Genomic DNA, 26350 nt, shown 5'->3' on the forward strand with positions numbered 1-26350 from the left:
CTAATTCTTTGCAAATATCTTATTTTTAAAATAAATCTGTTTACAAATTTCATCATTTTATTGCCCGATGCCTAGCCCAGATTGCAGCGAAAACATGGAAGTGAAAAATAATATTGTTTTCTTGCCTGAAAGAGCGACCAAAGGAAGCTCCTTTTAGGCAATTAAAAACAAATTATTTTCACTGACAGATTGTAGCGAAAAGCTGGAAAAAGCTCCTAAAAAATAAATTAGGATTTTTGAAAAGGAAATTTGTAACAAAAATTGTATTTTCGTGTCAAACTGCTATGATGTTAAAATTATTCAAAGAAAATATTCGAATTGCATTCGGTTCCATCAGGACACAATTGTTGAGAACCGTTCTTACTGTGTTGATTATCGCTATTGGAATCACAGCTTTAGTTAGTATTCTTACTGTTGTTTCTGCTTTGGAAAACACTATTTCCTCTGATTTTGCATCGATGGGAGCCAATACTTTTAACATTAATCAATACGAAAACACCACTCGAAATCGTGGTGGTGGAGAAAGAGAAATAATAAATCCTATCATTTCTTATCCTGAGGCAGTTGCTTTCAAAAACAAATACAAATATCCTTTTACTGAAACTTCACTTTCTTTTACCGCAACTTCTGTTGCTGAAGTAAAATATGAGTCGTCTAAAACAGATCCCGAAAATACGGTTGTTGGTGTCGATGAATTTTTCATTACTAACTCCGGGTTAGAAACCAGTTCCGGACGTAATTTCACCAGATTTGACATCGATAATAATGCGTATGTATGTATTGTAGGTTCTGATTTTGAGAAAGGATTATTAAAAGACGTAAACCCTATTGATAAACTAATCTCGATTCGAGGGGCCAAATTTAAAGTTATCGGAGTGCTTAAAGAAAAAGGATCAACCTTTGGGAACAGTCAGGATTTAAGGATTTTAATCCCTATTCAAGTGGCCCGTTCCATGTTTACCGCGCCAAGCATAAATTACACCATGAGTGTCATGGTTTCTAAAAAAGAATTATTAGACGAAGCCATAGACAATGCGACAAGCACCATGCGCCGCGTTCGTAAATTAAGTCCGGTAAAAGACAATAATTTTGGAGTAGTTCGCAGTGATGACCTTATCAACAGAATCCTTGGAATCACAAAATATCTTGGACTTGCCTCGTGGCTTATCGGTATCATTACCGTTCTTGGATCTTCAATTGCTTTAATGAATATTATGATTGTTTCAGTAACGGAACGCACACGGGAAATAGGCGTTCGAAAAGCCTTGGGAGCAAAAAAAACAACGATTGCCTTTCAGTTTTTCATAGAAACATTACTTATAGGTCAATTGGGCGGATTAGTAGGAATAATTTTTGGAATCTTAATTGGTTTTGGTATTGCAACTGCCATGAGTTTTGCATTTGTAATTCCGTGGAGCGCAATTATGGCGGCATTCATAACCAGTTTTATGGTTGCTATCGCTTCCGGATTATATCCTGCAATAAAAGCAGCTATGCTGGACCCAATTGAAGCATTGCGATACGAGTAGTTTGCAGTAATCAACTTCATTGCGAGGAATAAAGCAATCACATTTAATGTTTTTCAAAACAATTTGGGCGTGACCACATTAAAAAAAGGGGCTAACTAATCATACGTGTTAGTTGCCCCTTTTTTTAATGCCGTCGGGTCATCCGCGTTACAAGGTAACTTGCTTCTACCCCTCACGCAAACCCCGTAAATCCATAACTTTTGCATACACAATAACCAAAGTTAAATGCGATTGCTTCGTTCCTCGCAATGACAACTAATCATCCTGTCATTTCCGTAAATATCTTTTCGTAATTCAATATTTTTGAAATTCATTTTTTCAAGTAAATCAACCGTTTCTTTGCCTAGATATTGATTAATTTCAAAATACAATTGTCCGTTTTCAGATAGATTTTTCTGAGCCAATTCAGCTATTTTTTTATAAAAAATCAACGCATCATTATCTTCTACAAAAAGCGCCAAATGCGGTTCATTGTCCAATACATTTTTCTTAATTTCCTCTTTTTCCAGATTTCGAACATAAGGCGGATTAGAAACAATAATATCAAATTGTTGCCTTAAATCTTCCGTTTCAAGAATGTTTTGATTGATAAAAGTAACTTCCACAGCATTGCGTTCAGCATTTTTTTTGGCTGTAGCCAAAGCCTTTTCTGAGACATCAATGGCAAAAACTGCTGCATTTGGAATATTCTTCGCCAACGAAATGGCAATACAACCGCTTCCGGTTCCAATATCCAAAATACGGATATTTTGACTTTCGACTTTCGACTTTCGACTTTCTAAAATCCATTCGACCAACTCTTCCGTTTCGGGTCTTGGAATCAAGACATTTTCATTGACTTCAAAATCCAATCCATAAAAACTCGTTTTTCCTAAAAGATATTGTACCGGAATTTCTTGTTTCAATTGTTCCAAAATCGAATTCCAAACTACAATTTCTGCTTCCGAAAAAACCAAATCAGGATGCAACGCCAAGTCTATTCTTTTCAATTGATGCTTTTCTTCTAAAATTAAATAGAAAAAACTCTCTGCTTCACCCGCATCATAAATTGGAGTTAGTTCCTGAATAAATTGGGTTCTGTATTCTTTAATTTTAAAAGAGCTGTTTTTCATTTAAAATTCATGATTTAAAATTTATAGTTTTTTGAGCATCCAAACTGGACAACTGGTATGACCGGTGCTTCCCATAGGAGAACAAATGTATTCGAAACCTACTTTTTTGTACAGTTTTTGAGCATCAAGCATAAAAGGCATTGTTTCCAAATAGCATTTTTCGAAACCAAAATCTTTGGCACTTTGCAAACATTTGGCCATCATTTGGCTTCCTATTCCTAAGCCTCTAGTTTCCGGCAGAAAATACATTTTTTGAAGTTCACAGATGGTTTCCGCTTCATTCTCAAGTGGCGCTACACCGGCAGAACCAATGATTTTTCCGTCCTTTTCTACAACAAAATAAACTGATTTTGGCTTACTGTATTCCTCAAACATTAAATCCAAATATGGATCTTCATAAGCCGTTCCTACTTTTGGAATATTTAATTCGTCAAAAACGGCTCTTATCAATTGCGCAACCGCTTGATTGTCTTCTTTTTTTATTTTTCTAATGCTGTAATTTTCCATTTTTATCAAAAACTAATTTATATACAAAAGTAGAAATTGTTTATTGTTATTTTAGAAAGTTTCAAAACTAATCTCGTCCCGACCGCGAAGTTTCGGGACGGGATTGGGACTAAACTCAAAAATAACTACTTTTGTGTTGTGAAAATACATGAAAAATACATCCGACGCTGCATCGAATTAGCCAGAAATGGTTTGGGAACAACGTATCCAAATCCTTTGGTAGGCAGTGTTATTGTTTATGAAGACAAAATCATTGGCGAAGGCTGGCATAAAAAAGCTGGAGAACCACACGCCGAGGTAAACGCTGTGAATTCCGTAAAAGATAAATCGTTATTGAAAAAAGCGACTATTTATGTGAGTTTAGAACCGTGCAGTCATTTTGGCAAAACGCCGCCTTGTTGTGATTTGATAATCAAAAATAAAATTCCAAATGTAGTTATTGGAACTGTTGACCCCAATGTAAAAGTGGCAGGAAACGGAATCAAAAAACTAATGGAAGCCGGAATACAGGTAACCGTAGGAATTCTTGAAGAAGAATGCAATGAACTTAATAAAAGGTTTTTTACATTTCATGAAAAGAAAAGACCTTATATTATTTTGAAATGGGCCGAAAGTCAAGATGGTTTTATTGCGCCAAAGGAAAAATCAGAAAAAAAACCGGTCTGGATTACAAATCAGTATTCGAGACAATTGGTACATAAATGGAGAACGGAGGAACAAGCTATTTTGGTGGGAACTCAAACCGCCATTGATGACAATCCAAAATTAAACGCACGGGATTGGCACGGAAACAATCCGATTAGAGTAGTTTTAGACCAAAATAATCGTATTCCCAAAGACAATCATGTGTTTGACAATCAAGCTAAAACAATCCTATTTTCTAAATCGAAACAATCTATTGAGAAAGAAAACTGTATCTTTGAGTATATTGATTTTGAACAAAACATAGCAACACAAGTAATACAATCGCTATATAAACATCAAATTCAATCCATTATAATTGAAGGCGGACGGCAAACTTTACAGACATTTATTGATGCCAATCTTTGGGACGAAGCTAGAATATTTGTTGGAAGTATCGAATTTAAGCAAGGAACCAAGGCTCCAAATCTTGCTAAAAACCAGTTCAAAAAACAATCTATTGGTAATGATCAATTAATACTATCTAGAAACTATGATTAATACTATAATTTTTGATTTTGGAGATATTTTTATCAACTTAGACAAAGAAGCTCCTATTGTTGCCTTTACTAAATTGGGCTTAAAAGAATGGGCTGAGGATTTAGATGAACTCAATCTATCATTTGAAAAAGGAAAAATTTCTGAGCTTCAATTCATTGAAGGCTTCCAGAAACACATGCCTAATGCTTCAATAGACGAGATTAGAAGCGCTTGGAATACCATTTTATTGGATTTCCCATTGTACAGACTTGAGTTTCTGCAAATGCTTTCGCAAAAATACCGGTTGTTCTTACTAAGTAATACAGATGCAATTCATATCGATAAATTTCAGCACACAGCCGGAATAACTTTTTACAGAGAATTTTATCAATGTTTTGAAAGAGTTTATTTTTCTTTTGAGTTAGGCATGCGAAAACCCGACGCTGAAATTTTCAATTATTTGGTAAAAAAGCATGAGTTAACCCCAAAACGCACTTTATTTATTGATGATAAAAAAGAAAATACCGACGCCGCACTTGCATTAGGATTTCAAGTATGGAATTTACAAGTAGGAAAAGAAGATGTTGTTCATTTATTTGACAAAAAAATAATTTAGAAAAGTACTTTTGGAATTTAAAGACACCTACAACACTATTGATTTTCCCTCTTCAGCAGTATTATTCAAAGAAAAAAACAGTAAATTTTTTGGTTATGCCTTTCCTATTCAATCAGAGGAAGATGTAAAACCACTCATCGAAACCTTACGAAAACAACACCCTAATGCTGGACATTTTTGTTATGCCTATCAAATAGGTGCTGATGTTATAACGTATAGAGCAAATGATGATGGCGAACCCAGCAACAGCGCAGGAATGCCTATTTATGGACAAATCCAGTCTTTTTCAGTAACCAATGTACTTATTGTTGTCGTCCGAATATTTGGTGGCGTGAAATTAGGCGTTGGAGGATTAATCACCGCTTATAAAACAACCGCACAAATGGTTCTTGAGACCTGTGAAATTGTCGAAAAAACGATAGATATTCATTTTACAATCACATTTGATTATAAGAATATGAATACAGTAATGCGGGTAATTAAGGAAAAAAAGCTTGAAATTGTAAATCAAGAAATGGAAATGAATGAAGAATCAGGACTTCCGATAGGCAAAATTGAAATAAAAACTCGAAAAAAAAATGCCGAAATGGTATTCGACATTTTTAATTCAATGTTTGAAATCGATATAAAACGACTCTAATTTCTACTCAAAATTGCTATTTTTATAATTTATTCTATTGTTTTTAAGAGTTCTAAAATATAATCCGGCGGAGCGGTAGGACGACCTGTTTTTAAGGACACAAAAACAAGAATAAATTGGGCAGTTGTTAATAACTCATCAGACTCATTATAAATAGCGCAATCAAATTCTATCTTCACAGAACTCTGACTTTTGAAAATCGTGTGAACGGTAAGCAACTCATCATAGCGAGCTGATTTTTTATAATTTATATTCATGGAAACTATTGGAAGCGCAATTCCACTTTCCTCCATGCTTTTATACGAAATCCCTTTGTTTCTTAGCCATTCCACTCTTCCTATCTCAAAATAAGGGATGTAATTTCCATGATAAACAACGCCCATTTGATCCGTTTCGGAGTATCGTACCCTAACTTGTATTTGATGATCTTTCATTAATTATGTATTAAAATTTTTAAATTTAAAAAGCTCCTTACAACAATAATTTGGAAAATTATTGTCCAATATATTTTTTTTTACAGAAATTTGTTCACATATTTGTTACCCCGATAAATAATAAAAAAACATCTTTTTTTTTGTAAGATAAAAATTACCAATTAAAAATAATTTAACAGAATATATGAACAAAACTGCTCAATCAGTATGGGAAAACTGTTTGTCTTTTATAAAAGACAACATTCAGGATCAAGCTTACAAAACTTGGTTCGAACCAATCAAATCAGTTGAACTTACCGATAATGCATTATATATTCAAGTTCCAAGTAAATTTTTCTACGAATGGCTAGAAGAACACTACGTGAAATTATTAAAAGTGGCGCTTACCAAAGAACTGGGTAAAAACGCAAAGTTACTCTATAAAATCAGAATGGAAAACACTTATGGCAACAAACAACCGTTTACGGAGCAATTGCCAAGTGCCAACAGAGTTCCTATGAAACCGCAAGAAGTTGATGCTCCATTCAAAAACTTAAACCCAGAATTAAAAAATCCTTTTGTAATCCCGGGAATCCGAAATTTAAAAATTGAGTCTCAACTGAATGCAAATTACAGTTTTGATAATTTTCTGGAAGGAGATTCTAATAGATTAGCGCGTTCTGCAGGTATGGCTGTTGCCAATAAACCTGGAGGAACTTCGTTTAATCCGCTATTGATTTTTGGAGGAGTTGGACTAGGAAAAACACACTTAGCACATGCTATTGGTGTGGAAATAAAAGACAAATACCCTGAAAAAACAGTTTTATACATATCAGCTGAGATTTTCACACAACAATATATTGACTCGGTAAAGAAAAACAACCGAAATGATTTCATCCACTTCTATCAATTAATTGACGTTTTAATTATTGATGATGTCCAGTTCCTTTCCGGAAAATCTGGAACGCAGGATGTTTTCTTCCATATTTTCAATTATTTACATCAAAATGGCAAACAGGTAATCTTGACATCAGACAAGGCGCCAGTTGACATGCAAGATATTGAACAACGATTGTTATCTCGTTTCAAATGGGGATTGTCTGCTGAATTGCACCAACCGGATTATGAAACCAGAATTTCTATCCTAAAAAATATATTGTACAGAGATGGTGTTGAAATCCCTGAAGAAATAATAGAATATGTTGCCCGCAACATCAAATCCAATGTAAGAGAACTGGAAGGAGCCATAATTTCCTTGATTGCACAATCTTCATTCAATAAAAAAGAAGTTACACTTGAACTTGCTAAAAGTGTTGTAGAAAAATTTGTTAAAAATGTAAAACGAGAAATTTCTATCGATTACATTCAAAAAATTGTTTCGGATTATTTCCAATTGGATTTAGAAACATTACAATCAAAAACCAGAAAGAGGCACGTTGTTCAGGCCAGACAATTGGCAATGTTTTTTGCGAAAAAATTCACAAAAGCATCTTTAGCAAATATTGGTTCTCAAATTGGGGACAGAGATCACGCTACCGTATTACACGCCTGTAAAACCGTTGATAATTTAGTTGCTACTGACAAACAATTCAAGAAATTTGTTGAGGATATCAATAAAAAATTAACGCTGTAAACGCATCATGCCCGTGAAAATTTTAATGGTTTGTTTAGGCAATATTTGCCGATCACCCTTGGCCGAAGGCATATTGGCCTCAAAGCTCCCAAAAAATAAATTCAAAGTTGATTCAGCAGGAACTGGTTCTTGGCATGTTGGCCATAAACCGGATGATCGATCCGTTGCTGTAGCAAAAAAAAATAAAATAAACATTTCAGATCAAAAAGGAAGACAATTCAGTAAATCTGATTTCGATTCATTTGATTACATCTATGTAATGGATAATTCTAATTACGACGATGTTATTGAACTTGCCGAAAGTCAAGAACATAAACAGAAAGTCCAACTCATTTTGGATGAATTATTTCCAAACGAGAAAGTAGATGTTCCAGATCCTTATTTTGGTTTACCCAATGGATTTGAAATAGTGTATAATATGCTTGATGAAGTTTGCGATGTAATTGCAAAAAAGCTAATAGACAAACATCAATAATCTTTGGATTTAAAATTTTCAGAAGAAACCAACAGGAAATTTACTTTAGAAACGTAAAAATACAGCAATGCAAACAACTACTTTATTAGGAAAACTGTACTTAATCCCTACTACAATGGGCGATTGCGATCCAATGGATGTGTTGCCTCAAACCGTAAAAAGAAGTATTGATTTCATTGATTATTATATTGTTGAAAACGAAAAAACAGCCCGAAAATCTATTAAAGGCGTACATCCTGAAAAGAAACAATCTGAGCTAAAGCTTTTTGTATTAAATAAACATACCGAAACCAAAGAGCATTTAGATTTCATTAAACCTTTATTAGAAGGGAAAAATATGGGATTAATGAGCGAAGCAGGCTGCCCTGGTGTTGCTGATCCCGGTGCAGTTATTGTAAAATTAGCACATGAAAAAGGAATTCAAGTTATACCGTTAGTTGGACCTTCTTCTATTCTTTTGGCGATGATGGCTTCCGGAATGAATGGACAAAGTTTTACGTTTAATGGTTATTTACCAATCGAAAAAGGAGAAAAAAAGACAGCTCTGAAAAATTTGGAAAAATTATCTCAGGAGAGAAACCAATCTCAAATATTCATAGAAACTCCGTATCGAAATAATAAAATGCTGGAGGATATCTTGCAGGCTATTAATCCCGCGACTCACCTTTGTATTGCTACTGACATTACTTTACCAACAGAATATATCAAAACCCTGAGAGCTTCTGATTGGAAAAAAGTAAAAGTAGATTTACACAACCGCCCTACTATTTTCATCATTCACAAAATGTAACTTTCCTCATTTTGAAATTTAAAAATTGGTTTTTAAATCTCATTTAAAGACCAATCGCTTTTCCAAATAGTATAAAAACACTTCTTTTTTAGTGCTGCAATTTCATTTCAAAATTAAATATTTTGAAAGGTTTTCTCATGTCAATTAGACAACCTAAAAAATTCCTTACTAAAACATCCTTTTTTATATCGAAAGAGCAAATATGGCTTTGTTTCCTCGCTATTACAAATGGATTTTCCTGCTAAAAAAACCCCTTAAAACCGCTATTTATATTAACATTAATTACAAAAAAATTAACCTGCCTACCTATAAAAAAAAGCTAATTTTACTAATGCCCACAGTCATTTTTTGATTCAAAATTCAAAAAATAAAACTACTGATGTTATGAATTATAATGATCTAAATAAATTACAAACAACAAAAAGGGGAAGAAATGAATTAAGCCTTACTAATTATTTTTATCATTAATGTATTATGTATTAGACCATTAATTCAAAAACAAAATATCATGAAATCATATATAATTGTTTTATTTTTTTTATGCATAAGCACACTATCTTATTCCCAAGATAAAGAAGTTAATTCAGGGCAAGGAAATATTAAAATGGAAAATTTACCGGGAGTTGTTATTAAAAGTGCCGGTAAGGATTTTTCCATATACTTACCTGATAGAAACCCAGATAAAAGTGTAAGAGCACTTGAAGAAAAATTCATAGCCTATGATTTAGGGAGAGATTATGAAGGATTTGAAAATTATTTGGTGATTATGGAAACCAGTAAAGGCACATTGACTGCAACATATAATGAAAATGGCAAATTGACTAGTGTAATTGAAAACTATAAAAATATAAAACTTCCTAATAGTGTAATTTATTCCATTTACAAGACATATCCGGGTTGGCAGATTATAAATGACAAGTATCTATATTCTCAAAAAGAAGGTGATATTATTAAAAAAGAGTACAATCTTAAGATAAAAAAAGGCAATGAAGTTCGAAAATTAATTGTCAAACCAGATGGTGAAATTGTCAAAGGAAATTAAACTACTAACAACCATAAAGAAAAAGCTACCAAATTGGTGGCTTTTTTTTTAGTATACGATTTGGCAAAAAAATACAAAACGCAATAACTTAAATTTTTGATAATTATCAGTTCCCAAAAAATTAAAATTAGGATTAAACTACTACTTTTATAAAGTAATCAACGTTATTTTTTTATGAGTAAACTACCAAATATCAGCACGAGTATTTTTACGGTTATGTCAAAAATGGCAGCTGAATACAACGCCATCAATCTTTCACAAGGTTTTCCAAACTTTCCTGTTGACGAAAGATTAACTGATATTGTTGCCAAACTGGCGAAAGAAAATGTGCATCAATACACTCCAATGTCTGGTTATCCTCCATTATTATCAAAAATAGCGACACTCGTTAAACACTCCTATGGAAGAACTATTCAGCCCGAAACGGAATTGCTGGTTACTGCCGGAGCAACACAAGCTATTTTTACCACTATAACGGCTTTGGTAAAAAATAATGATGACGTAATTATCTTAGATCCAAGTTATGATTGCTATGAAGCACCCGTCTTATTGTGCAACGCAAATCCAGTTCGGGTAGCACTGAATGATGATTATACTCCAAATTGGGAAATTATCGAAAAAGCGTGTACTGCAAAAACTAAAATGATTATCATTAATAATCCGCATAATCCAACGGGGAAAATCTTGGCGAAATCTGATTTTGAATCGTTGGAAATCCTACTCAAAAAATATCCAGATATCGTACTACTTTCTGATGAAGTCTATGAATACATCACTTTCGAAGAAAAACATATTTCGGCTCATACACGTGAGAAATTATTAAATCGTAGTGTGATGGTTTCCTCTTTCGGAAAATCATTCCATGTTACGGGATGGAAAGTTGGTTATTTAGTAGCGCCGGAATACCTAATGAAGGAAATCAAAAAAGTACATCAGTTTTTAGTTTTTAGCGTAAATAGTATTTCTCAAATTGCCATTAGCGAGTATCTAGATATCGTTTCTATTGCTGAAATCGGGAAATTATATCAGGAAAAACGGGATTACTTTAGACAATTATTAAAAAATAGTCGCTTCGAACTCATGCCTTGCGAGGGAACTTATTTTCAGGTGGCTTCTTATGCGGCTATATCAAATGAGAGCGATGTTGATTTCTGTAAACGCCTCATTACTGAACATGGCGTAGCTGCAATTCCTATTTCTACTTTTTATGCCGATGGAAAAGATCTGAAATTAATTCGGTTTTGTTTTGCCAAAGACAATGCTACGCTGGAAGAAGCTGCTAAAAGATTGTGCGACATTTAAAAGAAACGATTTTGTTTTTTTATTATGCATGCATACTATTTAATTTATTATATTTACAATAAAAAATATCAACAATATGAGTTATACAGATAAAATGTTACGCGACGATGCCCTAAAAGGCAAAGTGATTGTAGTAACCGGAGGCGGAAGCGGTTTAGGAAAAGCAATGACTAAATATTTCTTAGAATTGGGTGCGCAAGTAGCCATTACTTCCAGAGATTTAGAAAAACTGAAAAATACTGCAGCAGAACTGGAAACGGAAACAGGCGGAACTTGCCTTCCTATTCAATGTGATGTACGCCATTATGAAGAAGTCGAAAATATGCTCCAAGAAGTTTTGAAAGCTTTTGGTAAAGTGGATGTTTTACTGAATAATGCTGCTGGAAACTTTATTTCTCCAACCGAAAGATTATCTGCAAATGCATTTGATACCGTTATTGATATTGTTTTAAAAGGAACAAAAAACTGTACCCTTGCTTTTGGAAAACATTGGATTGACACCAAACAAAAATCATCTACCATCTTAAACATTGTTACGACTTACGCTTGGACAGGTTCTGCTTATGTGGTGCCAAGTGCTACTGCAAAAGCCGGAGTTTTAGCCATGACACGAAGTCTTGCGGTAGAATGGGCAAAATACGGAATTCGTTCTAATGCAATTGCTCCGGGACCGTTCCCAACTAAAGGAGCGTGGGACCGATTATTACCAGGAGATTTAGCCGAAAAATTTGATATGGCTAAAAAAGTGCCATTAAAACGTGTGGGAGATCATCAGGAATTAGCCAATTTAGCGGCTTATTTAGTTTCTGATTTTTCAGCGTATGTAAATGGTGAAGTCGTTGTTATTGATGGTGGCGAATGGTTGAAAGGAGCCGGTCAATTCAATATTCTGGAAGCTATTCCCGAAGAACTTTGGGATCAGTTAGAAATGATGATTAAAGCAAAGAAGAACAAATAATAGTTTTATACAAAACAAAAAAGAGAGTCACTTGGCTCTCTTTTTTAGTTGACACTACTAAATATTTTAGTAAACATCCTATTTTATAAATTTAACCATTAAGAAATTAAGAAGTGGTGCTTAATTTTTCTTAATTTCTTAATGGTAAAAAAAGAGTTTTTAATTTTTATTGTTTTCCAAGGCAAGTAAAATTTCACTTTTCAGCAAACCACTTCCGCCTCCATAATGCTGAACAATAATTATATTTGGATTCTGTTTATTGAAAAAAGTACACAAATTAGTTTCACTTTCTTCTTGAATTCCGGAACCTAACAAGTGAAAAATCTTTTCTTATAAAAACCTCCTTAGCTTCCTCATCGTTCATAACGCCTACTCCATTCCAATTCTCGTTTGCATTTATTAATCGGATTACAGTTGCCAAGATTTCGAGATGTCTTCCTATGTATAAAATATTTATGGTTTCCATCATTCCAATTTTTAAAAAACACAAACCTCAAGAGAAATAATTCTTTGAGATTTGTGCTTAATTTATTTTAAAATTATTGTTGCAAAAATTGCAATTCGATATTCAAACGAACTTCTTCGCTTACTAAAACACCGCCAGTTTCAAGAGCCGAATTCCAGTTTAATCCCCAATCTTTTCTGTTGATTTTTCCTTCTAATGCAAGTGCCATTTTGGTATTTCCCCATGGATCTTTCATTAATCCGCCATATTCTGCAGCTAATTTCACTGATTTTGTGACACCGTGTAAGGTTAAATCTCCAACCAATTCATATTCGCCCTCATTGATTTTGGTAAAAGAAGTAGCGCTAAATTTAATTTCTGGAAACTGTGCAGCATCAAAAAAATCTGGGCTCAATAAATGAGTATCTCTATCTGCATTTCCTGTTGTTATCGAATCAATTGCACCTGTAAATTCAATTTTTGCGTTTTCAAAATCGTTATCTTCTTCTTCAATCGTTGCGTCGAATTTTGAAAATTTACCTGAAACATTAGTGAACATCATGTGTTTCACTTTAAAACCAATTTCTGAGTGTGTTGGGTCAATTACCCATTTTGTTGTTGACATAGTATTATTTTATTTATTATTAGTTATTTCTATTATTCATTTATTTAATTACAATTTCATCGGTACTTCCATCAAAAGGATTTCGGCATTGGCAGAATTAGCGGTAATTTTAATACTATTGGTATCCCAAATTCCTAATCCGTCACGTTCATTTAAAGCAATGTCCCCTATGGTGAAATCCCCTTTCAAAACAAAAGCATAGATTCCATTTCCTGGTTTTTTCAATTCATACGAAGTTGAAAAATCATTGTCAAATTTCCCAATATGAAACCAAGCATCCTGATGAATCCAAACGCCTTCATCTTCTGGATTTGGCGATAAAATTTGTTGTAATTTATTGTGACGATCGTTTAAATCTAAAGTGATTTGGTCATAACGAGGCGTTACATTTTTCTGATTTGGATAAATCCAAATCTGCAAAAACTTAACCAACTGATCTTTGTTTTTATTGTATTCGCTGTGAAAAATCCCCGTACCGGCGCTCATCGCTTGAATATCACCTTCTTTGATTACGGTAGTATTTCCCATACTGTCTTGGTGTTCTAAATCACCTTCGAGCGGAATAGAAATAATTTCCATATTGTCATGCGGATGTTTTCCAAAACCCATTCCCTGATTGACTCTGTCATCATTCAAAACGCGCAACACGCCAAAATTCATTCGTTCTGGATTGTGGTAATTTGCAAAACTAAACGTGTGATAGGATTCTAACCAACCGTGATTGGCATGACCGCGAGTATCTGCTTTATGCAAAACGGAATGTGTAATTGCTCCTTCTATAATTTTATCTGTATTTTCCATTGTTCTGTTCTTTAATATTGTGGTACAAAGTTGCGTCAAAAAAAAAGCGCATGCATTGAACTAGGACAAGAAATGAAAAATAACGAGAATTTAGTGTTTGGCGATTTTAGTCCTTATTTTACTAAGAAACTCCGCCGAAATACCCAAATAAGAAGCAATATAATGCTGAGCAACGCGCTGTGAAAGTGTAGGATAATGTTCGAGAAATTCCAAATATTTCTCGGTGGCTGTTTTAGAAATGGTGTAAAACAAGCGTTCTTGGGTTACCGCAAGATTGCGTTGCATCAGGATGCGGAAAGCGCGTTCAAACTTTGGTGCTTTGACGAATAGCTCTTCTTTACTGTCTGGACTGAACATAAAAAATTCGCAATCTTCTAATGTTTCGATATACACACGACTCGGTTTATCTTCATAAATACTAAAAGAAATATCGCTTATCCACGCATTTTCGATAGCAAATTGCAGAATGACTTCAAAACCATTGGCATCAATATAATATTTGCGGACACAACCTTTGATAACAAAAGCTTCAAAATTGCACATCTCGCCTTCATGAAGTAAAATTGTTTTCTTAGGAACCGTTTTATATTCCAATAAAGAATTGAAAATTTCTAATTCTTTCGGTTCAAAAGTGACATAGCGACTTATATTTTTATTGATTTGTGAATACAAAGCAGTCTGTTTTAGAAACTAAAGATAGAAAAAAATGTCAATTAATAACGAGCAATAAATATATTAAATTAGCAAGATTTCCTCAAAAAACAAAATCCACTCCCAATTAAATTCCTATTTTTGTCGGGATAAAATACATAACAAAAAAATTATGCTCATTATAGGAATTGCAGGTGGTACAGGAAGCGGAAAAACAACCGTTGTACATCAAATCATGAATGAATTACCAGAAACCGAAGTAGGAATTATTTCGCAAGACTCGTATTATAAAGAAAATCACGGACTATCATTTGATGAAAGAGCATTAATTAATTTTGATCATCCGCGTGCCATTGATTTCGAATTATTGGTCACTCACCTTAAAGAATTAAAAGAAGGAAACAACATTCATCAGCCCGTTTATTCGTTTGTGACACACAATAGAACGGATGATACCGTTTTTACACATCCTCGAAAAGTGATGATTGTGGAAGGCATTTTAATTTTGGCAAACCCAGAATTAAGAGAATTATTTGATGTAAAAATATACGTTCATGCTGATTCTGACGAACGATTAATCCGTCGTATGAAACGCGATATAGCTGAACGTGGCCGAGATATGCATGAAGTAATCAACAGATATCAAACAACATTGAAGCCAATGCACGAGCAGTTTATAGAACCAACCAAAGCATTTGCAGACATTATTATACCAAACGACAAATACAACACAGTAGCCATTGATGTAGTTCGTGCGGTAATAAATCAAAAAATTCTATAATTTAATTGTAATTTTAGTGTAATAATTATTAGGAGCTATTTCCCGCTTTCCGCTTCAATCTTTTAGTAGGTGCATCTTCCTTCGTCATCATCACCTACTAAAAGGATTTTCACTGTAATCGGGGCTAAAAAAAATAAAAAATGACAAATCCGTATAAAGACAAACCTTGGTTTAAATTTTTAAGTAACAAATATGTCTGGGTGTTGTTATTTTTTGCTACTTGGATGATTTTTTTGGACAACTATTCCTATTTCGGACATCGTGTTTTAGACAAACAAATCAACGAATTAGAAGACAATGCAAATTATTATAAGGAAGAAATAAAAAAGGACCAAGAGAACATCAAGCAATTAAAAAATTCAGAACAGATAGAAAAATACGCCCGAGAGAAATACTATATGAAAAAAGATAGTGAAGATATTTATATCATTGAATTCGAAGGTGACACGATTGAAAAATAAAACACCAAGTTTCAGCTCATTTCCAATAGGAAAAAGCTGGAATTAGGAAAACCATAAACAAAATGACAACAAATCTTTTCGATGATTTCAATCCCATTTCCTCAAAGCAATGGAAACAAAAAATCCAATTTGAACTCAATGGAGCGGATTATAATGAAACCTTAGTTTGGAATTCTCCCGAAGACATCCAAGTGAAACCTTTTTATCACAAAGATGAGTTTGCCAAAGCTTTCTCAGTAACTACAAAAGCGACAAATTTCAAAATTTGCCAAAACATATTTGTTTATGATATTGAAAAATCTATCGAAAGAGCATTAGATTCCTTGAGTCGTGGTGCGGACAGCCTAAGATTTACAATAGAAAACGAATCGATTGATGTCACCAATCTATTGGAGAAATTACCTTTAGAAAAAGTTACCGTTTATTTTAATCTGGGGTTTATTTCAATCGATTTCGTAAAAAAAATAGATGCATTTGCAAAGAAAAATAACACTGCTATTTTCTGTAATCTGGATCCAATTGGGCAATTAGCCAAAGACGGAAACTGGTTTACAACCAAAGAAAAAAATAATTTCGAAACACTGAATTTACTTTCGACTGCAACACCATCTGTATCGTTAATAAGCATTAATGCGGCATTGTATCAAAATGCCGGTGCCAACATGGTGCAGCAAATTGCCTATAGTTTAGGACATGCCAATGAATATTTCAACAGGGTTGAAGCTATAAACAAACCCATTGTTTTTGAAGTTGCCGTGGGGACAAATTATTTTTTTGAAATTGCAAAACTGCGTGCTTTACGATTACTTTTTAATCTGGTTGCCAAAGAATACAACCACAACTTAGATTGCAACATCATTGTTTCGCCTACAAAACGAAACAAAACTTTATACGATTATAACGTGAATATGTTGCGTACCACAACTGAATGTATGAGCGCAATTATTGGAGGAGCGGATGCTATTGCTAATTTACCATACGATGCATTATACCACAAAGACAATGAATTTGGTGACCGAATTGCCAGAAACCAATTGTTGATTCTCAAAAACGAAAGTTATTTTGATAAAGTTAATAATCCGGCTGACGGCAGTTATTACATCGAAAATCTTACCAATCAATTAGCTGAAAAATCATTGGCTTTATTCAAAGATATTGAGGCAAATGGAGGTTTCCTGAAACAACTTAATGATGGAATCATCAAAAGAAAAATTCAAGAAAGTGCTGATACCGCACAAGCATTATTTGATAACGGTAAAGAAATTTTATTGGGAACAAACAAACATCCCAACAAACAGGATAAAATGAAACACGATTTAGAGCTGTTCCCTTTTGTAAAAGTCAAACCAAGAAAAACATTGATTACACCAATAATCGAAAAACGTCTGGCAGAAAAAATAGAACAAGAGCGATTGGGTCTTGAATAAGATTCAGCAATTTCGACTAATCAAAATTAAAAATTCATCAGCATTCGTGTAATTCGGGACTAAACAAATGAAAAGAAAAGATTTACAACATATAAAATTAGAAAGTGCGACGTTGAAAGTAGAGAATGAAAATTCTTTGGCTGATGCTTTTCTAACCGCAGAAGGAATCGAACTAAAACCAACGTATTCGGAACAAGATATTGAAAATCTTACTCATCTTGATTTTGGAGCTGGTTTTGCACCCAATTTACGCGGACCTTATGCAACAATGTACGTCCGCAGACCTTGGACCGTTCGCCAATATGCAGGATTTTCAACTGCTGAAGAAAGTAATGCTTTTTACAGAAGAAACCTTGCAGCGGGTCAAAAAGGACTTTCCATCGCTTTTGATTTACCTACTCATCGCGGCTACGATTCCGATCATGAACGTGTGGTAGGCGATGTAGGAAAAGCAGGAGTCGCCATTGATTCCGTGGAAGATATGAAAGTATTATTCGATCAAATTCCGTTGGATGAAATGTCTGTTTCCATGACGATGAATGGCGCTGTTTTACCTATTATGGCTTTCTATATTGTCGCCGCCGAAGAACAAGGTGTAAAACCCGAGTTACTTTCCGGAACGATACAAAATGACATATTGAAAGAGTTTATGGTACGTAACACGTATATTTATCCGCCAACGCCTTCGATGAAAATCATTGCTGATATTTTTGAATTTACCAGCAAAAAAATGCCCAAATTCAACTCGATTTCCATTTCAGGATATCACATGCAAGAAGCGGGAGCCACTGCTGACATTGAATTGGCTTACACTTTGGCCGATGGATTGGAATACATTCGAACTGGATTAGCGACCGGAATGAAAATTGATGAGTTTGCACCAAGATTATCCTTTTTCTGGGCGATTGGAATGAACCATTTTATGGAAATTGCCAAAATGCGTGCAGGAAGAATGATATGGGCAAAACTGGTGAAACAATTTGAACCAAAAGACGATAAATCATTAGCCTTGCGAACCCATTGTCAAACTTCGGGTTGGAGTTTAACCGAGCAAGATCCTTTTAACAATGTGGCACGAACCTGTATTGAAGCAGCCGCAGCCGCTTTTGGAGGAACACAATCCTTACACACAAATGCCTTGGATGAAGCCATAGCTTTACCAACCGATTTCTCGGCTAGAATTGCCAGAAACACGCAACTCTATTTACAAGAAGAAACTAAAATCACCAAAACCGTTGATCCTTGGGCCGGTAGTTATTACGTAGAAAGTTTGACGAATGAGATTGCCGAAAATGCTTGGAAACTAATCGAAGAAGTAGAAGAACTGGGCGGAATGACGAAAGCCATTGAATCTGGAATCCCGAAACTTAGAATCGAGGAAGCGGCCGCAAGAAAACAAGCAAGAATAGACAGCGGACAGGATATTATTGTCGGTGTCAATCAATATAGATTAGAAAAGGAAGATCCGTTACAGATTCTGGATGTGGATAACCAAATGGTTCGCAAGCAACAATTGGAACAATTAGGCCGAATCAAAGCGACTCGAGATACAGAAAAAGTCCAAAATTCATTAAAAAAACTAACCCTTTGTGCCCAAACAGGAGAAGGTAATTTATTGGAAATTGCCGTTGAAGCCGCTAGAAACCGAACAACATTAGGAGAAATCAGTGATGCCTTGGAAGCGGTTTTTGGAAGATACAAAGCACAAATTAAATCCTTTAGCGGTGTGTATAGTAAAGAAATAAAAGACGACAAGAGTTTTGAAAAAGCAAAACAATTAGCAGACGAATTTGCTAAAAAAGAAGGACGTCGCCCTCGAATAATGATTGCCAAAATGGGACAAGACGGGCACGATCGTGGTGCAAAAGTTGTGGCTACCGGTTATGCCGATGTTGGTTTTGATGTAGACATTGGTCCACTTTTTCAAACACCAGCCGAAGCTGCCAAACAAGCCGTAGAAAACGATGTGCATATTTTAGGGGTTTCTTCTCTAGCGGCCGGACACAAAACTCTTGTGCCGCAAGTAATTGAAGAGCTAAAAAAATACGGTCGAGAAGACATTATGGTGGTTGTAGGCGGAGTAATTCCTGCGCAAGATTATCAATTTTTATTTGATTCTGGTGCTGTTGCCGTGTTTGGGCCAGGAACAAAAATTAGTGAAGCTGCTATTAAAATATTAGAAATCTTAATAGGCAGTTTCGAATAAAAAAGAACACTATAATTTTCAATTCTATCTAAAGCACTAATCAAAAGATTGGTGCTTTTTTTGTTTTTATTAAAAAGGAAGAACATACTATTCCTATTAAAAAAGAAATTATTTAACTGATTTTATTAACATAAGTTATGGTATAAATTAACGCAAAAAACTGAATTAAAAAGCTAAATTTACATAAGCATATTCATTTTTGTTAAAAATTTAAAATTGTAAATTACTGATATATAGATAATTAAATAACTAAAGAAGGGGAAGTAAAACAGCAAGCCTTAGACTATATTAGTTTATTACAATTACGAAAAATCATTAATTAATTTAAAACTTAAATATTATGAAAGCACTTATTATTATACTTTTTTTAAGCGTTACTATAGCATCATACTCACAAGAAACTCCAAAGGGAAAAATTAAAATCGAAGAATTACCTGGCGTAGTTATTAAAAGAGTTGGCTCCGATTTTTCTGTTTATATTCCTGACAACAATCCTGACCAAAGAGTACGAACTGTAGAAGAAAAATTTATTGCCTTTGATTTAGGTAAAGATGCTGAAGGGTTTGAAGAATACCTTGTAGTAATGGAAGTAAAAAATGGCTCTTTGACCGCAACTTACAATGAAAACGGAAAATTAATACGCGTTGTGGAAGAATTCAAAAATGTAAAACTTCCCGGGGAGGTTATCTATTCTATTTACCGAGCATATCCCGGTTGGTCAATTGTAAATGACAGTTTCCTTTATTCACAGGCAGAAGGAGATATTATCAAAAAACAATATAATATTAAAATCAAAAAAGATAAGGAAACCATGAAATTAGTGGTGCGTCCGAATGGGGAAATTCTTAAAGCGAAATAAATTTGATTTAGAATCAAAAAAAAGGCTGTCTAAAGTAATTTCAGACAGCCTTTTATATTTTGTTTAAACTATTAAATGTGTATGTTTTTTACATTTGCATTGCCATCAGCAACAATAAATGAAGTATCATAACCTCCAAATAGCTTCATATACGTTCTTATGGAAGTTCCGTAAGCATCTCTAAAATAGCGCTTACCCTTATTTTTAAAATACTTTTTTACTGATCCTGCACCGCCAAGATGAGCCGCAGCTAAAATTCCAGATTCAGTAACGTGTATTCCGTTGAGTATTGTTCCTTCGTATTTTTCAATCTCCTTTTTCAGTTCCCATTTATTTTTAGCCAAAAGTGCGATAAATGCTTTTTCCTGTAATTCAGGACTATTTAAAAAAGTAGAACTATTACGAACTCCAACAGACTTTAAAGTCTCAATACCAAATTGGTATTTCCCTAAATATCCTAAAGAATTGATTTTTTTATATTTACTTTCAGATTCTCTGTATCCGATTGCTTCCTTAAAGCCAACGAAAAAATTTCCAGTAAAAGGGATATTCGAATTAATGTAATCTTCTTGCTTTTCAGAAGGAAATAAGTAGTGTGTTCCTTCTTCTTCATTGATAAGAAACCAAGGGCTGGTTTCTAAGTTAAACGGTTTAAAACCTGAGCTTAAAAAAACTGTAATTACAGTCAGACTAGTGTAAAAATACCACTTCTTTATCATAAATTGTTTTTCTTCAAAACGCTGTCCCGTTAAGAAATTTCTATGCGCAAAGATACAACAAAAATAATTATACTGATAATCAAGCAGTTAAACTTTTCTAAAAATAGATTAAGTGGTATTTTATATCGTTTAAGTGCACAAATTCAATTGTAGGTGCAGGAATCTTAACGGTATTAAGAACGGAGAAAACGGTCTTCAAAAAATGGGATTTGGTCTTAATTTTTGTCAAATCTACATCCAAACTCAGGTAAAATTGTCTGAATCTTTTTGGATTAGAAGTTAAAATAGGGGGTGCATCTTCTTTATTTCCGGTTATCATACCATCAGCCCCATAACCCAAGGCCAAGTTGAGCCATTTTGGTATTTTTGATCCTTTAGCGAAAGAATGTAAATTGATAGAGAGCCAATAGGTTTGTCCATTATAATCTTTTAGAATCTGTTCTGTAAATGAACTTCCTAAAACTTCAGGTCTGTAGCCGGCATATTTTGTAGTATGAAAAGAAAACTTAGGCGTAATACGCTGTTCCTTCCATATTAATTCTTGTGAAACATATAAAGCTGTCCCGGAAGCATTTGCCACAACATCGCCTAATGAAGCGCCCCATTCAGAGGAATACCCATCTAAAACCTCAACTGCAGTTAAAAATGCAAAGCCTAAACCCGCTCCATACAGCATTTGATTTTTTTTATTGGCACCACTCCATTGTAACATTTCAGCACCAAATCGTCCCAAATGATACGACGAAAATACATGACCGGCTTTATCCATTTGGAGCCACTCAGCATTGTCATTTATAAAATGAAAATCAGACTTGGGATACTCGGCGTACCAAGCTTGATTCAAAGCTATTAAAGTTCCCGTAGCCAAAACTGCTTCGGAAATAATAACTGTATTTTGTCTTTTGATATCTAAAGAATCGGATGGTTTGAAGAAACTATCCGCTGTATTTTGAGCAAAACCAGTTTGGAAAATCATCCAAAACAGCAACAAAAAGACAACTTTTTTATTCCGCCCCAAAACTATCTTTTTACGCCTTGGCTGTTGATCCAATCCGAATATTTTTTGGCGTTTTTATTGTGTTCCTCTAACGTAGCGGCAAACTCATGGTACCCAAAACGCTCTACACTGGCGCAGAAGTAAATGAAATTATTTTTCTCAGGATCTAAAACAGCTTCTAATGCTGTAATATCAGGCATCGCGATAGGTCCCGGAGGAAGTCCCACATTCATATACGTATTGTACGGATGACTCATTGTCAAATCATTGTAAAAAACTCTTTTAATGACTTGGTCAAAATCATTCGATTTCTTTTTCATCGCAAAAATAACGGTTGGATCTGCTTGCAATGGCATTTGCGCTCTTAAACGATTCAAATACACGCCTGCAATTCTAGGTCTCTCGTCTTTTTTAACAGATTCTTTGTGTACAATTGAAGCCAAAATAGTAGCTTCAATTGGAGTTAATCCTTGTTTCTGTGCTTTGGCAACTCTTTCTTTATTCCAAAAATTACGGTATTCTTTGATCATTTTATCGCGGAACTTTTCAGCAGTGGTATTCCAATAAATCTCATACGTATTCGGAATAAATAGCACCAAAACATTCTCTTCATTAAACCCATTTTCTTTTAGAAAAATAGAATCTTTAAACGAAGTCAATAATGACAAACTGTCGGCTTCTATTTGAGAGCCTACGCGTCCCGCTAAATTCTCCACGCGTTCCTGATTATTGAATGCTAATTTCACGGGCGAATTAAGTCTTAAGGTTTTTACCAATTCATAACTGTTCATTCCTTTTGTGAATAGAAAACGACCAGGAATTACATTATCAGAATAGCCTCTTTTATTTGCTACCATTTCAAAACGGTCCATATTCTCAACATACGGCGCAATTATTTTCTTAACATCTTCGTATTTAGAATCTGTCGGAACATATACATAGACTTCTTTATCGGTAAATTTTGTATTGGCAGAAAAAATTTGTTTCAACAGTATTAATCCATAAATCATTAATATTGATATTAAAACAACAGAAGCAATGGTGATAATTTTCTTAATATTCATAGGTGGTATTGTTATTTTTTGGAATCAGAACCGTGTCATTCTTCCTATTTATTTGATTTTGAAACGATACTGATTCAAAACTAAAAAATTTAAAATTTAGTATTGATTAATTGAAAAATAGCTTCGTCTTTATAAACGCCGTTCACAAAGGTCCAGTCTTTCTTGACGCCTATTATTTCGAATCCAAATTTAGTAAAAAGAGCTTTACTAGCTTCATTTTCGGTTCCTATATTTGCATATAATTGGTGTAAATTAAGATTACAAAAAGCATATTCAATTAATAACCCTAAAGCTTCTGAACCAATATTTTGTCTTCGGTTTTCGTTGTCTTGGATAACGATACCTACTCCTGCCCTGTTATTCTTTGGATCAAAATCAAATAAATCGATTAAACCCAAGGCAGGAAAATCCTGATCTTGACAAATAGCCAATCTCAATTGCTTGGCTTCATAAATATCCTGATGGGCATTTTCTAAATATTGTTTGACTAAAAACCGGCTGTACGGTGTGTGCGTATTACTGACTTCCCAAATGCTCTGGTCGTTTTCTATGGCATAAACAAACTCCAAATCATTGGGTTCTAATGCACGAATATAGATATTGTCCCCTTTTAATGTTTTCATTTTTGATTTAGAATTTGTTTAAATCTCAATCGTTCCTTTAAATACAAATTCTGCCGGTCCTTTCAAGAAAACGTCTGTAAAATGTCCTTCTTTTTTATCAAAAGAAACGACTAATTTTCCGCCTTCAACATTCAAATCAATAGAAGAGGCATCCGTTTTTCCTAAAACATTCATTGCAATTGCAACTGCTGTAGCGCCTGTTCCACAAGAAAGTGTTTCATCCTCTACGCCTCTTTCATACGTTCGTAACGAAAAAGTGGTGTCGTCAATTTGTTTTACAAAATTGATATTACTTCCTGCTTTTCCATATAAATCTCCGTATCGAATGGCTGCTCCGTTTTCCTTTATATTGTAATTTTCTAAATCGTCTACCAGTTGCACATGGTGTGGCGAACCGGTATTTAGAAACACATGATCTGAACTCACTTTTACCTCATCAACATCTATCATTTGTAGCGAAACCAATCCGTCATCTTCAATAGTCGCGTGGTGCAAACCATCTGTAGCAATAAAAGTAGTATTGTTTTGGATTACGTTCAGCTTTTTGGCGAAAGCCACTAAACACCTGCCGCCGTTACCACACATAGAACTTTGGTTTCCGTCAGAGTTATAATAGACCATTTTGAAATCAGTGGTCGTTGCGAGATTCGAAGCAATCGTATCATTTTCCAATAAAATAAGACCATCGCCTCCTATTCCAAAACGTCTGTCACACAAGTGCGCGATGAGTTGTGTATTCTCCTTTGGAAAAAACTCCGAACGATTATCAATCATGACAAAATCATTTCCTGTTCCTTGGTATTTATAAAATTCTAGTTGCATTTTAATTGAATTGAGTTATACAAAATTACGAATTATTAATGAAATGTTAATCATTGTTAAAGAGCGTTAAACTGTATTTTGCGAAGCTAATTTAGTTTTATTTTTACGAGTAAATATCTTAAAAAACGAATTTAATTATGAAAAATTTTTCAACACTTTTTTTGGTTTCCCTGTTGAGCGGAGTAGTAACACTAGGTTCATACAAATTATTATTTGACACCAATGGATATTTTTCTAATGATAAAAATTCAGGAGTCACAATGGCATCCGATTCTTACGGAAAGAAAGTAGGATTATCATCGGAAGTACTTGATTTTACTGAAGCTGCAGAAAAAACAATCCATACGGTGGTACACGTAAAAAACGTTTCCCGAAGAACAATTACGAATCCCATTTTAGAATATTTCTATGGGTATAAAGGAGGACAATCCCAGGAGCAAGTGGGAACGGGTTCTGGCGTAATCATTTCTGAGGACGGTTATATCGTAACTAATAATCATGTGATTAAAGGAGCATCAGAAATTGAAATTACCTTAAATAACAAAAAATCGTATCAGGCAAAACTCATTGGAACCGATTCTAAAATGGATATTGCCTTATTGAAAATTGACGCGAATGAGAAATTACCGTACACTGTTTTTGCCAATTCTGATTCGGTGAAAGTGGGCGAATGGGTTTTGGCTGTCGGTAATCCGTATAATTTAACGTCCACGGTAACTGCCGGAATTGTTTCGGCGAAAGCCAGAGATTTAGACACCAGCGGAATCCAGTCTTTCATACAAACTGATGCTGCGGTAAATCCTGGAAACAGCGGTGGAGCCTTAGTCAACACACGTGGTGAACTGATAGGAATCAACACGATGATTTCCTCCATGACAGGCTCATACGTAGGATATTCTTTTGCGGTTCCTTCGAATATTGCCCGAAAAATTATTGAGGATCTTATGGAATTTGGAAATGTACAACGTGGAATTCTTGGAGTTGAAGGAGGTGAATTGAACAGCATTAGTTCTAAAGAATTAGGCATAACACAAACACAAGGATTTTACATTAATAAAGTAACCAAAAATTCCGGTGCAGAAAAATCAGGACTTGGAAAAGGTGATGTCATCATCAAATTAGACGAGCAAAATGTGGCTACTTTTGCTGATCTTTCCGGATACATCAATACTAAAAGACCGAATGACAAAGTTCAAGTTACCTATATCAGAGATGGAAAAACCAGAGTGGTTCCTGTAGTTTTAAGTAAAAATGAGTTTTTTAATGCTGAATTTAAAGGCATCGAATTAGAAAACATTGAAGCTGCTGACAAGAAGAAGTTCAAAATTGATTACGGTGTGCGAATCAAATCCATAAACAGTCAAAACTTAAAACAATACGAAGACGAGTTGATAGGAAATATTATCTTGAGTATTGACAATGTAAAAGCTACCAATGTGGAAACGGTATCCAAACTTTTAAGTAAAAAAGAGGAAAACCAAACCGTACGAATCGAAATGATTAATAAAAACGGAGAAATAATGCGTGTGATTCTATAACACATCCGAGTTTTGAAAAAACAAAGCCATCTTGAAAAAATAGACTGCACCCAAAAGTTTAGACAAATTTATAATTAATTTTGATAATAATGAGCTCGATATTGTATCGGGCTCATTTTGTTTAAATTAGACTTGATTCTATCGTTATTGTAA

At 34.3% G+C, this 26350-nt stretch carries 28 protein-coding genes; 16 read left to right on the forward strand and 12 right to left on the reverse strand.

What is annotated here, in order from left to right:
• Positions 1 to 284: 284 nt before the first annotated feature.
• Entirely contained in the window at positions 285 to 1529 is a 1245-nt protein-coding gene (locus QLS31_RS13630; RefSeq protein ID WP_282744329.1) for an ABC transporter permease, read from the forward strand.
• 221 nt (positions 1530 to 1750) lie between these two features.
• Here the strand turns inward: QLS31_RS13630 and prmC are convergent, their stop codons facing one another.
• Both prmC and QLS31_RS13640 read right to left on the reverse strand, forming a co-directional pair.
• Positions 1751 to 2641 carry a peptide chain release factor N(5)-glutamine methyltransferase gene (gene prmC, locus QLS31_RS13635; protein ID WP_282744314.1) on the reverse strand — a complete coding sequence of 297 codons (891 nt, stop codon included), beginning with the start codon at positions 2639 to 2641 and terminating at the stop codon, positions 1751 to 1753.
• A 21-nt stretch (positions 2642 to 2662) separates the two neighbouring features.
• Complete coding sequence (locus QLS31_RS13640; protein ID WP_282744315.1) at positions 2663 to 3148, reverse strand: GNAT family N-acetyltransferase; 486 nt, start codon at positions 3146 to 3148, stop codon at positions 2663 to 2665.
• Positions 3149 to 3286: 138 nt separating this feature from the next.
• On the opposite strand from QLS31_RS13640, the gene ribD reads away from it, so the two are divergent.
• From ribD to QLS31_RS13655, 3 genes are read left to right on the forward strand one after another with little or no spacing between them, the layout of a single operon-like run.
• On the forward strand, positions 3287 to 4330 hold the full coding sequence (ribD, locus tag QLS31_RS13645; RefSeq protein WP_282744316.1) for a bifunctional diaminohydroxyphosphoribosylaminopyrimidine deaminase/5-amino-6-(5-phosphoribosylamino)uracil reductase RibD: 1044 nt from the start codon (positions 3287 to 3289) through the stop codon (positions 4328 to 4330).
• Positions 4323 to 4925 (forward strand): HAD family phosphatase, encoded by a 603-nt coding sequence (locus QLS31_RS13650; RefSeq protein WP_282744317.1) that lies wholly within the window; start codon positions 4323 to 4325, stop codon positions 4923 to 4925. Before ribD ends, QLS31_RS13650 begins: the two co-directional genes overlap by 8 nt.
• Positions 4926 to 4935: 10 nt before the next feature.
• On the forward strand, positions 4936 to 5565 hold the full coding sequence (locus tag QLS31_RS13655; RefSeq protein WP_282744318.1) for a YigZ family protein: 630 nt from the start codon (positions 4936 to 4938) through the stop codon (positions 5563 to 5565).
• Positions 5566 to 5594: 29 nt separating this feature from the next.
• Here the strand turns inward: QLS31_RS13655 and QLS31_RS13660 are convergent, their stop codons facing one another.
• Positions 5595 to 5999 carry a thioesterase family protein gene (locus tag QLS31_RS13660; protein WP_099714591.1) on the reverse strand — a complete coding sequence of 135 codons (405 nt, stop codon included), beginning with the start codon at positions 5997 to 5999 and terminating at the stop codon, positions 5595 to 5597.
• A gap of 184 nt (positions 6000 to 6183) precedes the next feature.
• Between QLS31_RS13660 and dnaA the strand changes: the two genes are divergently transcribed.
• The 6 genes from dnaA (at position 6184) to QLS31_RS13690 (ending at position 12178) form a co-directional block, all read left to right on the forward strand.
• Positions 6184 to 7611 (forward strand): chromosomal replication initiator protein DnaA, encoded by a 1428-nt coding sequence (gene dnaA / locus QLS31_RS13665; protein WP_035674283.1) that lies wholly within the window; start codon positions 6184 to 6186, stop codon positions 7609 to 7611.
• Between the two features lie 7 nt (positions 7612 to 7618).
• Positions 7619 to 8086 carry a low molecular weight protein-tyrosine-phosphatase gene (locus QLS31_RS13670; protein ID WP_099714590.1) on the forward strand — a complete coding sequence of 156 codons (468 nt, stop codon included), beginning with the start codon at positions 7619 to 7621 and terminating at the stop codon, positions 8084 to 8086.
• A gap of 67 nt (positions 8087 to 8153) precedes the next feature.
• Positions 8154 to 8876 (forward strand): SAM-dependent methyltransferase, encoded by a 723-nt coding sequence (locus QLS31_RS13675; protein WP_282744319.1) that lies wholly within the window; start codon positions 8154 to 8156, stop codon positions 8874 to 8876.
• 508 nt (positions 8877 to 9384) lie between these two features.
• On the forward strand, positions 9385 to 9918 hold the full coding sequence (locus QLS31_RS13680; RefSeq protein ID WP_099714588.1) for a hypothetical protein: 534 nt from the start codon (positions 9385 to 9387) through the stop codon (positions 9916 to 9918).
• A 174-nt stretch (positions 9919 to 10092) separates the two neighbouring features.
• Positions 10093 to 11220 carry a methionine aminotransferase gene (locus tag QLS31_RS13685; RefSeq protein ID WP_282744320.1) on the forward strand — a complete coding sequence of 376 codons (1128 nt, stop codon included), beginning with the start codon at positions 10093 to 10095 and terminating at the stop codon, positions 11218 to 11220.
• A 76-nt stretch (positions 11221 to 11296) separates the two neighbouring features.
• Positions 11297 to 12178 carry an SDR family oxidoreductase gene (locus QLS31_RS13690; protein WP_167547431.1) on the forward strand — a complete coding sequence of 294 codons (882 nt, stop codon included), beginning with the start codon at positions 11297 to 11299 and terminating at the stop codon, positions 12176 to 12178.
• 283 nt (positions 12179 to 12461) lie between these two features.
• Here QLS31_RS13690 and QLS31_RS13695 read toward each other — a convergent pair whose 3' ends face one another.
• The 4 genes from QLS31_RS13695 to QLS31_RS13710 form a co-directional block, all read right to left on the reverse strand.
• Positions 12462 to 12644, reverse strand: coding sequence for a hypothetical protein (locus tag QLS31_RS13695; protein WP_282744322.1), 183 nt, complete (start codon positions 12642 to 12644; stop codon positions 12462 to 12464).
• A 73-nt stretch (positions 12645 to 12717) separates the two neighbouring features.
• The gene (locus QLS31_RS13700; protein WP_282714620.1) at positions 12718 to 13248 is read right to left on the reverse strand and encodes a YceI family protein; all 531 of its coding nucleotides are present in this window, start codon (positions 13246 to 13248) and stop codon (positions 12718 to 12720) included.
• A 48-nt stretch (positions 13249 to 13296) separates the two neighbouring features.
• Complete coding sequence (locus QLS31_RS13705) at positions 13297 to 14049, reverse strand: pirin family protein (RefSeq protein ID WP_121342678.1); 753 nt, start codon at positions 14047 to 14049, stop codon at positions 13297 to 13299.
• 90 nt (positions 14050 to 14139) lie between these two features.
• Positions 14140 to 14721 (reverse strand): Crp/Fnr family transcriptional regulator, encoded by a 582-nt coding sequence (locus QLS31_RS13710; RefSeq protein WP_099714583.1) that lies wholly within the window; start codon positions 14719 to 14721, stop codon positions 14140 to 14142.
• Between the two features lie 151 nt (positions 14722 to 14872).
• Between QLS31_RS13710 and udk the strand changes: the two genes are divergently transcribed.
• From udk to QLS31_RS13735, 5 genes are all read left to right on the forward strand, one after another.
• Positions 14873 to 15481 carry a uridine kinase gene (gene udk, locus QLS31_RS13715; RefSeq protein WP_099714582.1) on the forward strand — a complete coding sequence of 203 codons (609 nt, stop codon included), beginning with the start codon at positions 14873 to 14875 and terminating at the stop codon, positions 15479 to 15481.
• A 140-nt stretch (positions 15482 to 15621) separates the two neighbouring features.
• Entirely contained in the window at positions 15622 to 15942 is a 321-nt protein-coding gene (locus QLS31_RS13720) for a septum formation initiator family protein (protein WP_099714581.1), read from the forward strand.
• A 62-nt stretch (positions 15943 to 16004) separates the two neighbouring features.
• Positions 16005 to 17369: a methylmalonyl-CoA mutase subunit beta gene (locus QLS31_RS13725; RefSeq protein WP_282744323.1), complete on the forward strand. Its 1365-nt coding sequence runs from the start codon at positions 16005 to 16007 to the stop codon at positions 17367 to 17369.
• A gap of 67 nt (positions 17370 to 17436) precedes the next feature.
• On the forward strand, positions 17437 to 19575 hold the full coding sequence (scpA, locus tag QLS31_RS13730; RefSeq protein WP_282744324.1) for a methylmalonyl-CoA mutase: 2139 nt from the start codon (positions 17437 to 17439) through the stop codon (positions 19573 to 19575).
• Between the two features lie 340 nt (positions 19576 to 19915).
• A complete protein-coding gene (locus tag QLS31_RS13735) occupies positions 19916 to 20434 on the forward strand; it encodes a hypothetical protein (protein WP_099714578.1) in 519 nt (172 codons plus the stop codon).
• Positions 20435 to 20505: 71 nt separating this feature from the next.
• Here QLS31_RS13735 and QLS31_RS13740 read toward each other — a convergent pair whose 3' ends face one another.
• The 5 genes from QLS31_RS13740 to dapF all read right to left on the reverse strand — a co-directional run bounded on the left by QLS31_RS13740 (position 20506) and on the right by dapF (position 24659).
• The gene (locus tag QLS31_RS13740) at positions 20506 to 21153 is read right to left on the reverse strand and encodes a peptidoglycan-binding protein LysM (RefSeq protein ID WP_282744325.1); all 648 of its coding nucleotides are present in this window, start codon (positions 21151 to 21153) and stop codon (positions 20506 to 20508) included.
• A 97-nt stretch (positions 21154 to 21250) separates the two neighbouring features.
• Positions 21251 to 22129 carry a DUF2279 domain-containing protein gene (locus tag QLS31_RS13745; protein ID WP_282744330.1) on the reverse strand — a complete coding sequence of 293 codons (879 nt, stop codon included), beginning with the start codon at positions 22127 to 22129 and terminating at the stop codon, positions 21251 to 21253.
• 44 nt (positions 22130 to 22173) lie between these two features.
• Complete coding sequence (gene mltG, locus QLS31_RS13750) at positions 22174 to 23214, reverse strand: endolytic transglycosylase MltG (protein WP_282744326.1); 1041 nt, start codon at positions 23212 to 23214, stop codon at positions 22174 to 22176.
• Positions 23215 to 23303: 89 nt separating this feature from the next.
• Positions 23304 to 23837, reverse strand: coding sequence for a GNAT family protein (locus tag QLS31_RS13755; protein WP_282710466.1), 534 nt, complete (start codon positions 23835 to 23837; stop codon positions 23304 to 23306).
• Positions 23838 to 23855: 18 nt separating this feature from the next.
• On the reverse strand, positions 23856 to 24659 hold the full coding sequence (gene dapF, locus QLS31_RS13760) for a diaminopimelate epimerase (RefSeq protein ID WP_282744327.1): 804 nt from the start codon (positions 24657 to 24659) through the stop codon (positions 23856 to 23858).
• A 137-nt stretch (positions 24660 to 24796) separates the two neighbouring features.
• Between dapF and QLS31_RS13765 the strand changes: the two genes are divergently transcribed.
• Positions 24797 to 26197, forward strand: a complete 1401-nt coding sequence (locus QLS31_RS13765; RefSeq protein WP_282744328.1) for a trypsin-like peptidase domain-containing protein — start codon at positions 24797 to 24799, stop codon at positions 26195 to 26197.
• Positions 26198 to 26350 lie beyond the last annotated feature (153 nt).

The organism is Flavobacterium sp. XS2P24 (assembly GCF_030010285.1).
Taxonomy (GTDB): Bacteria; Bacteroidota; Bacteroidia; order Flavobacteriales; family Flavobacteriaceae; genus Flavobacterium; species Flavobacterium algoritolerans.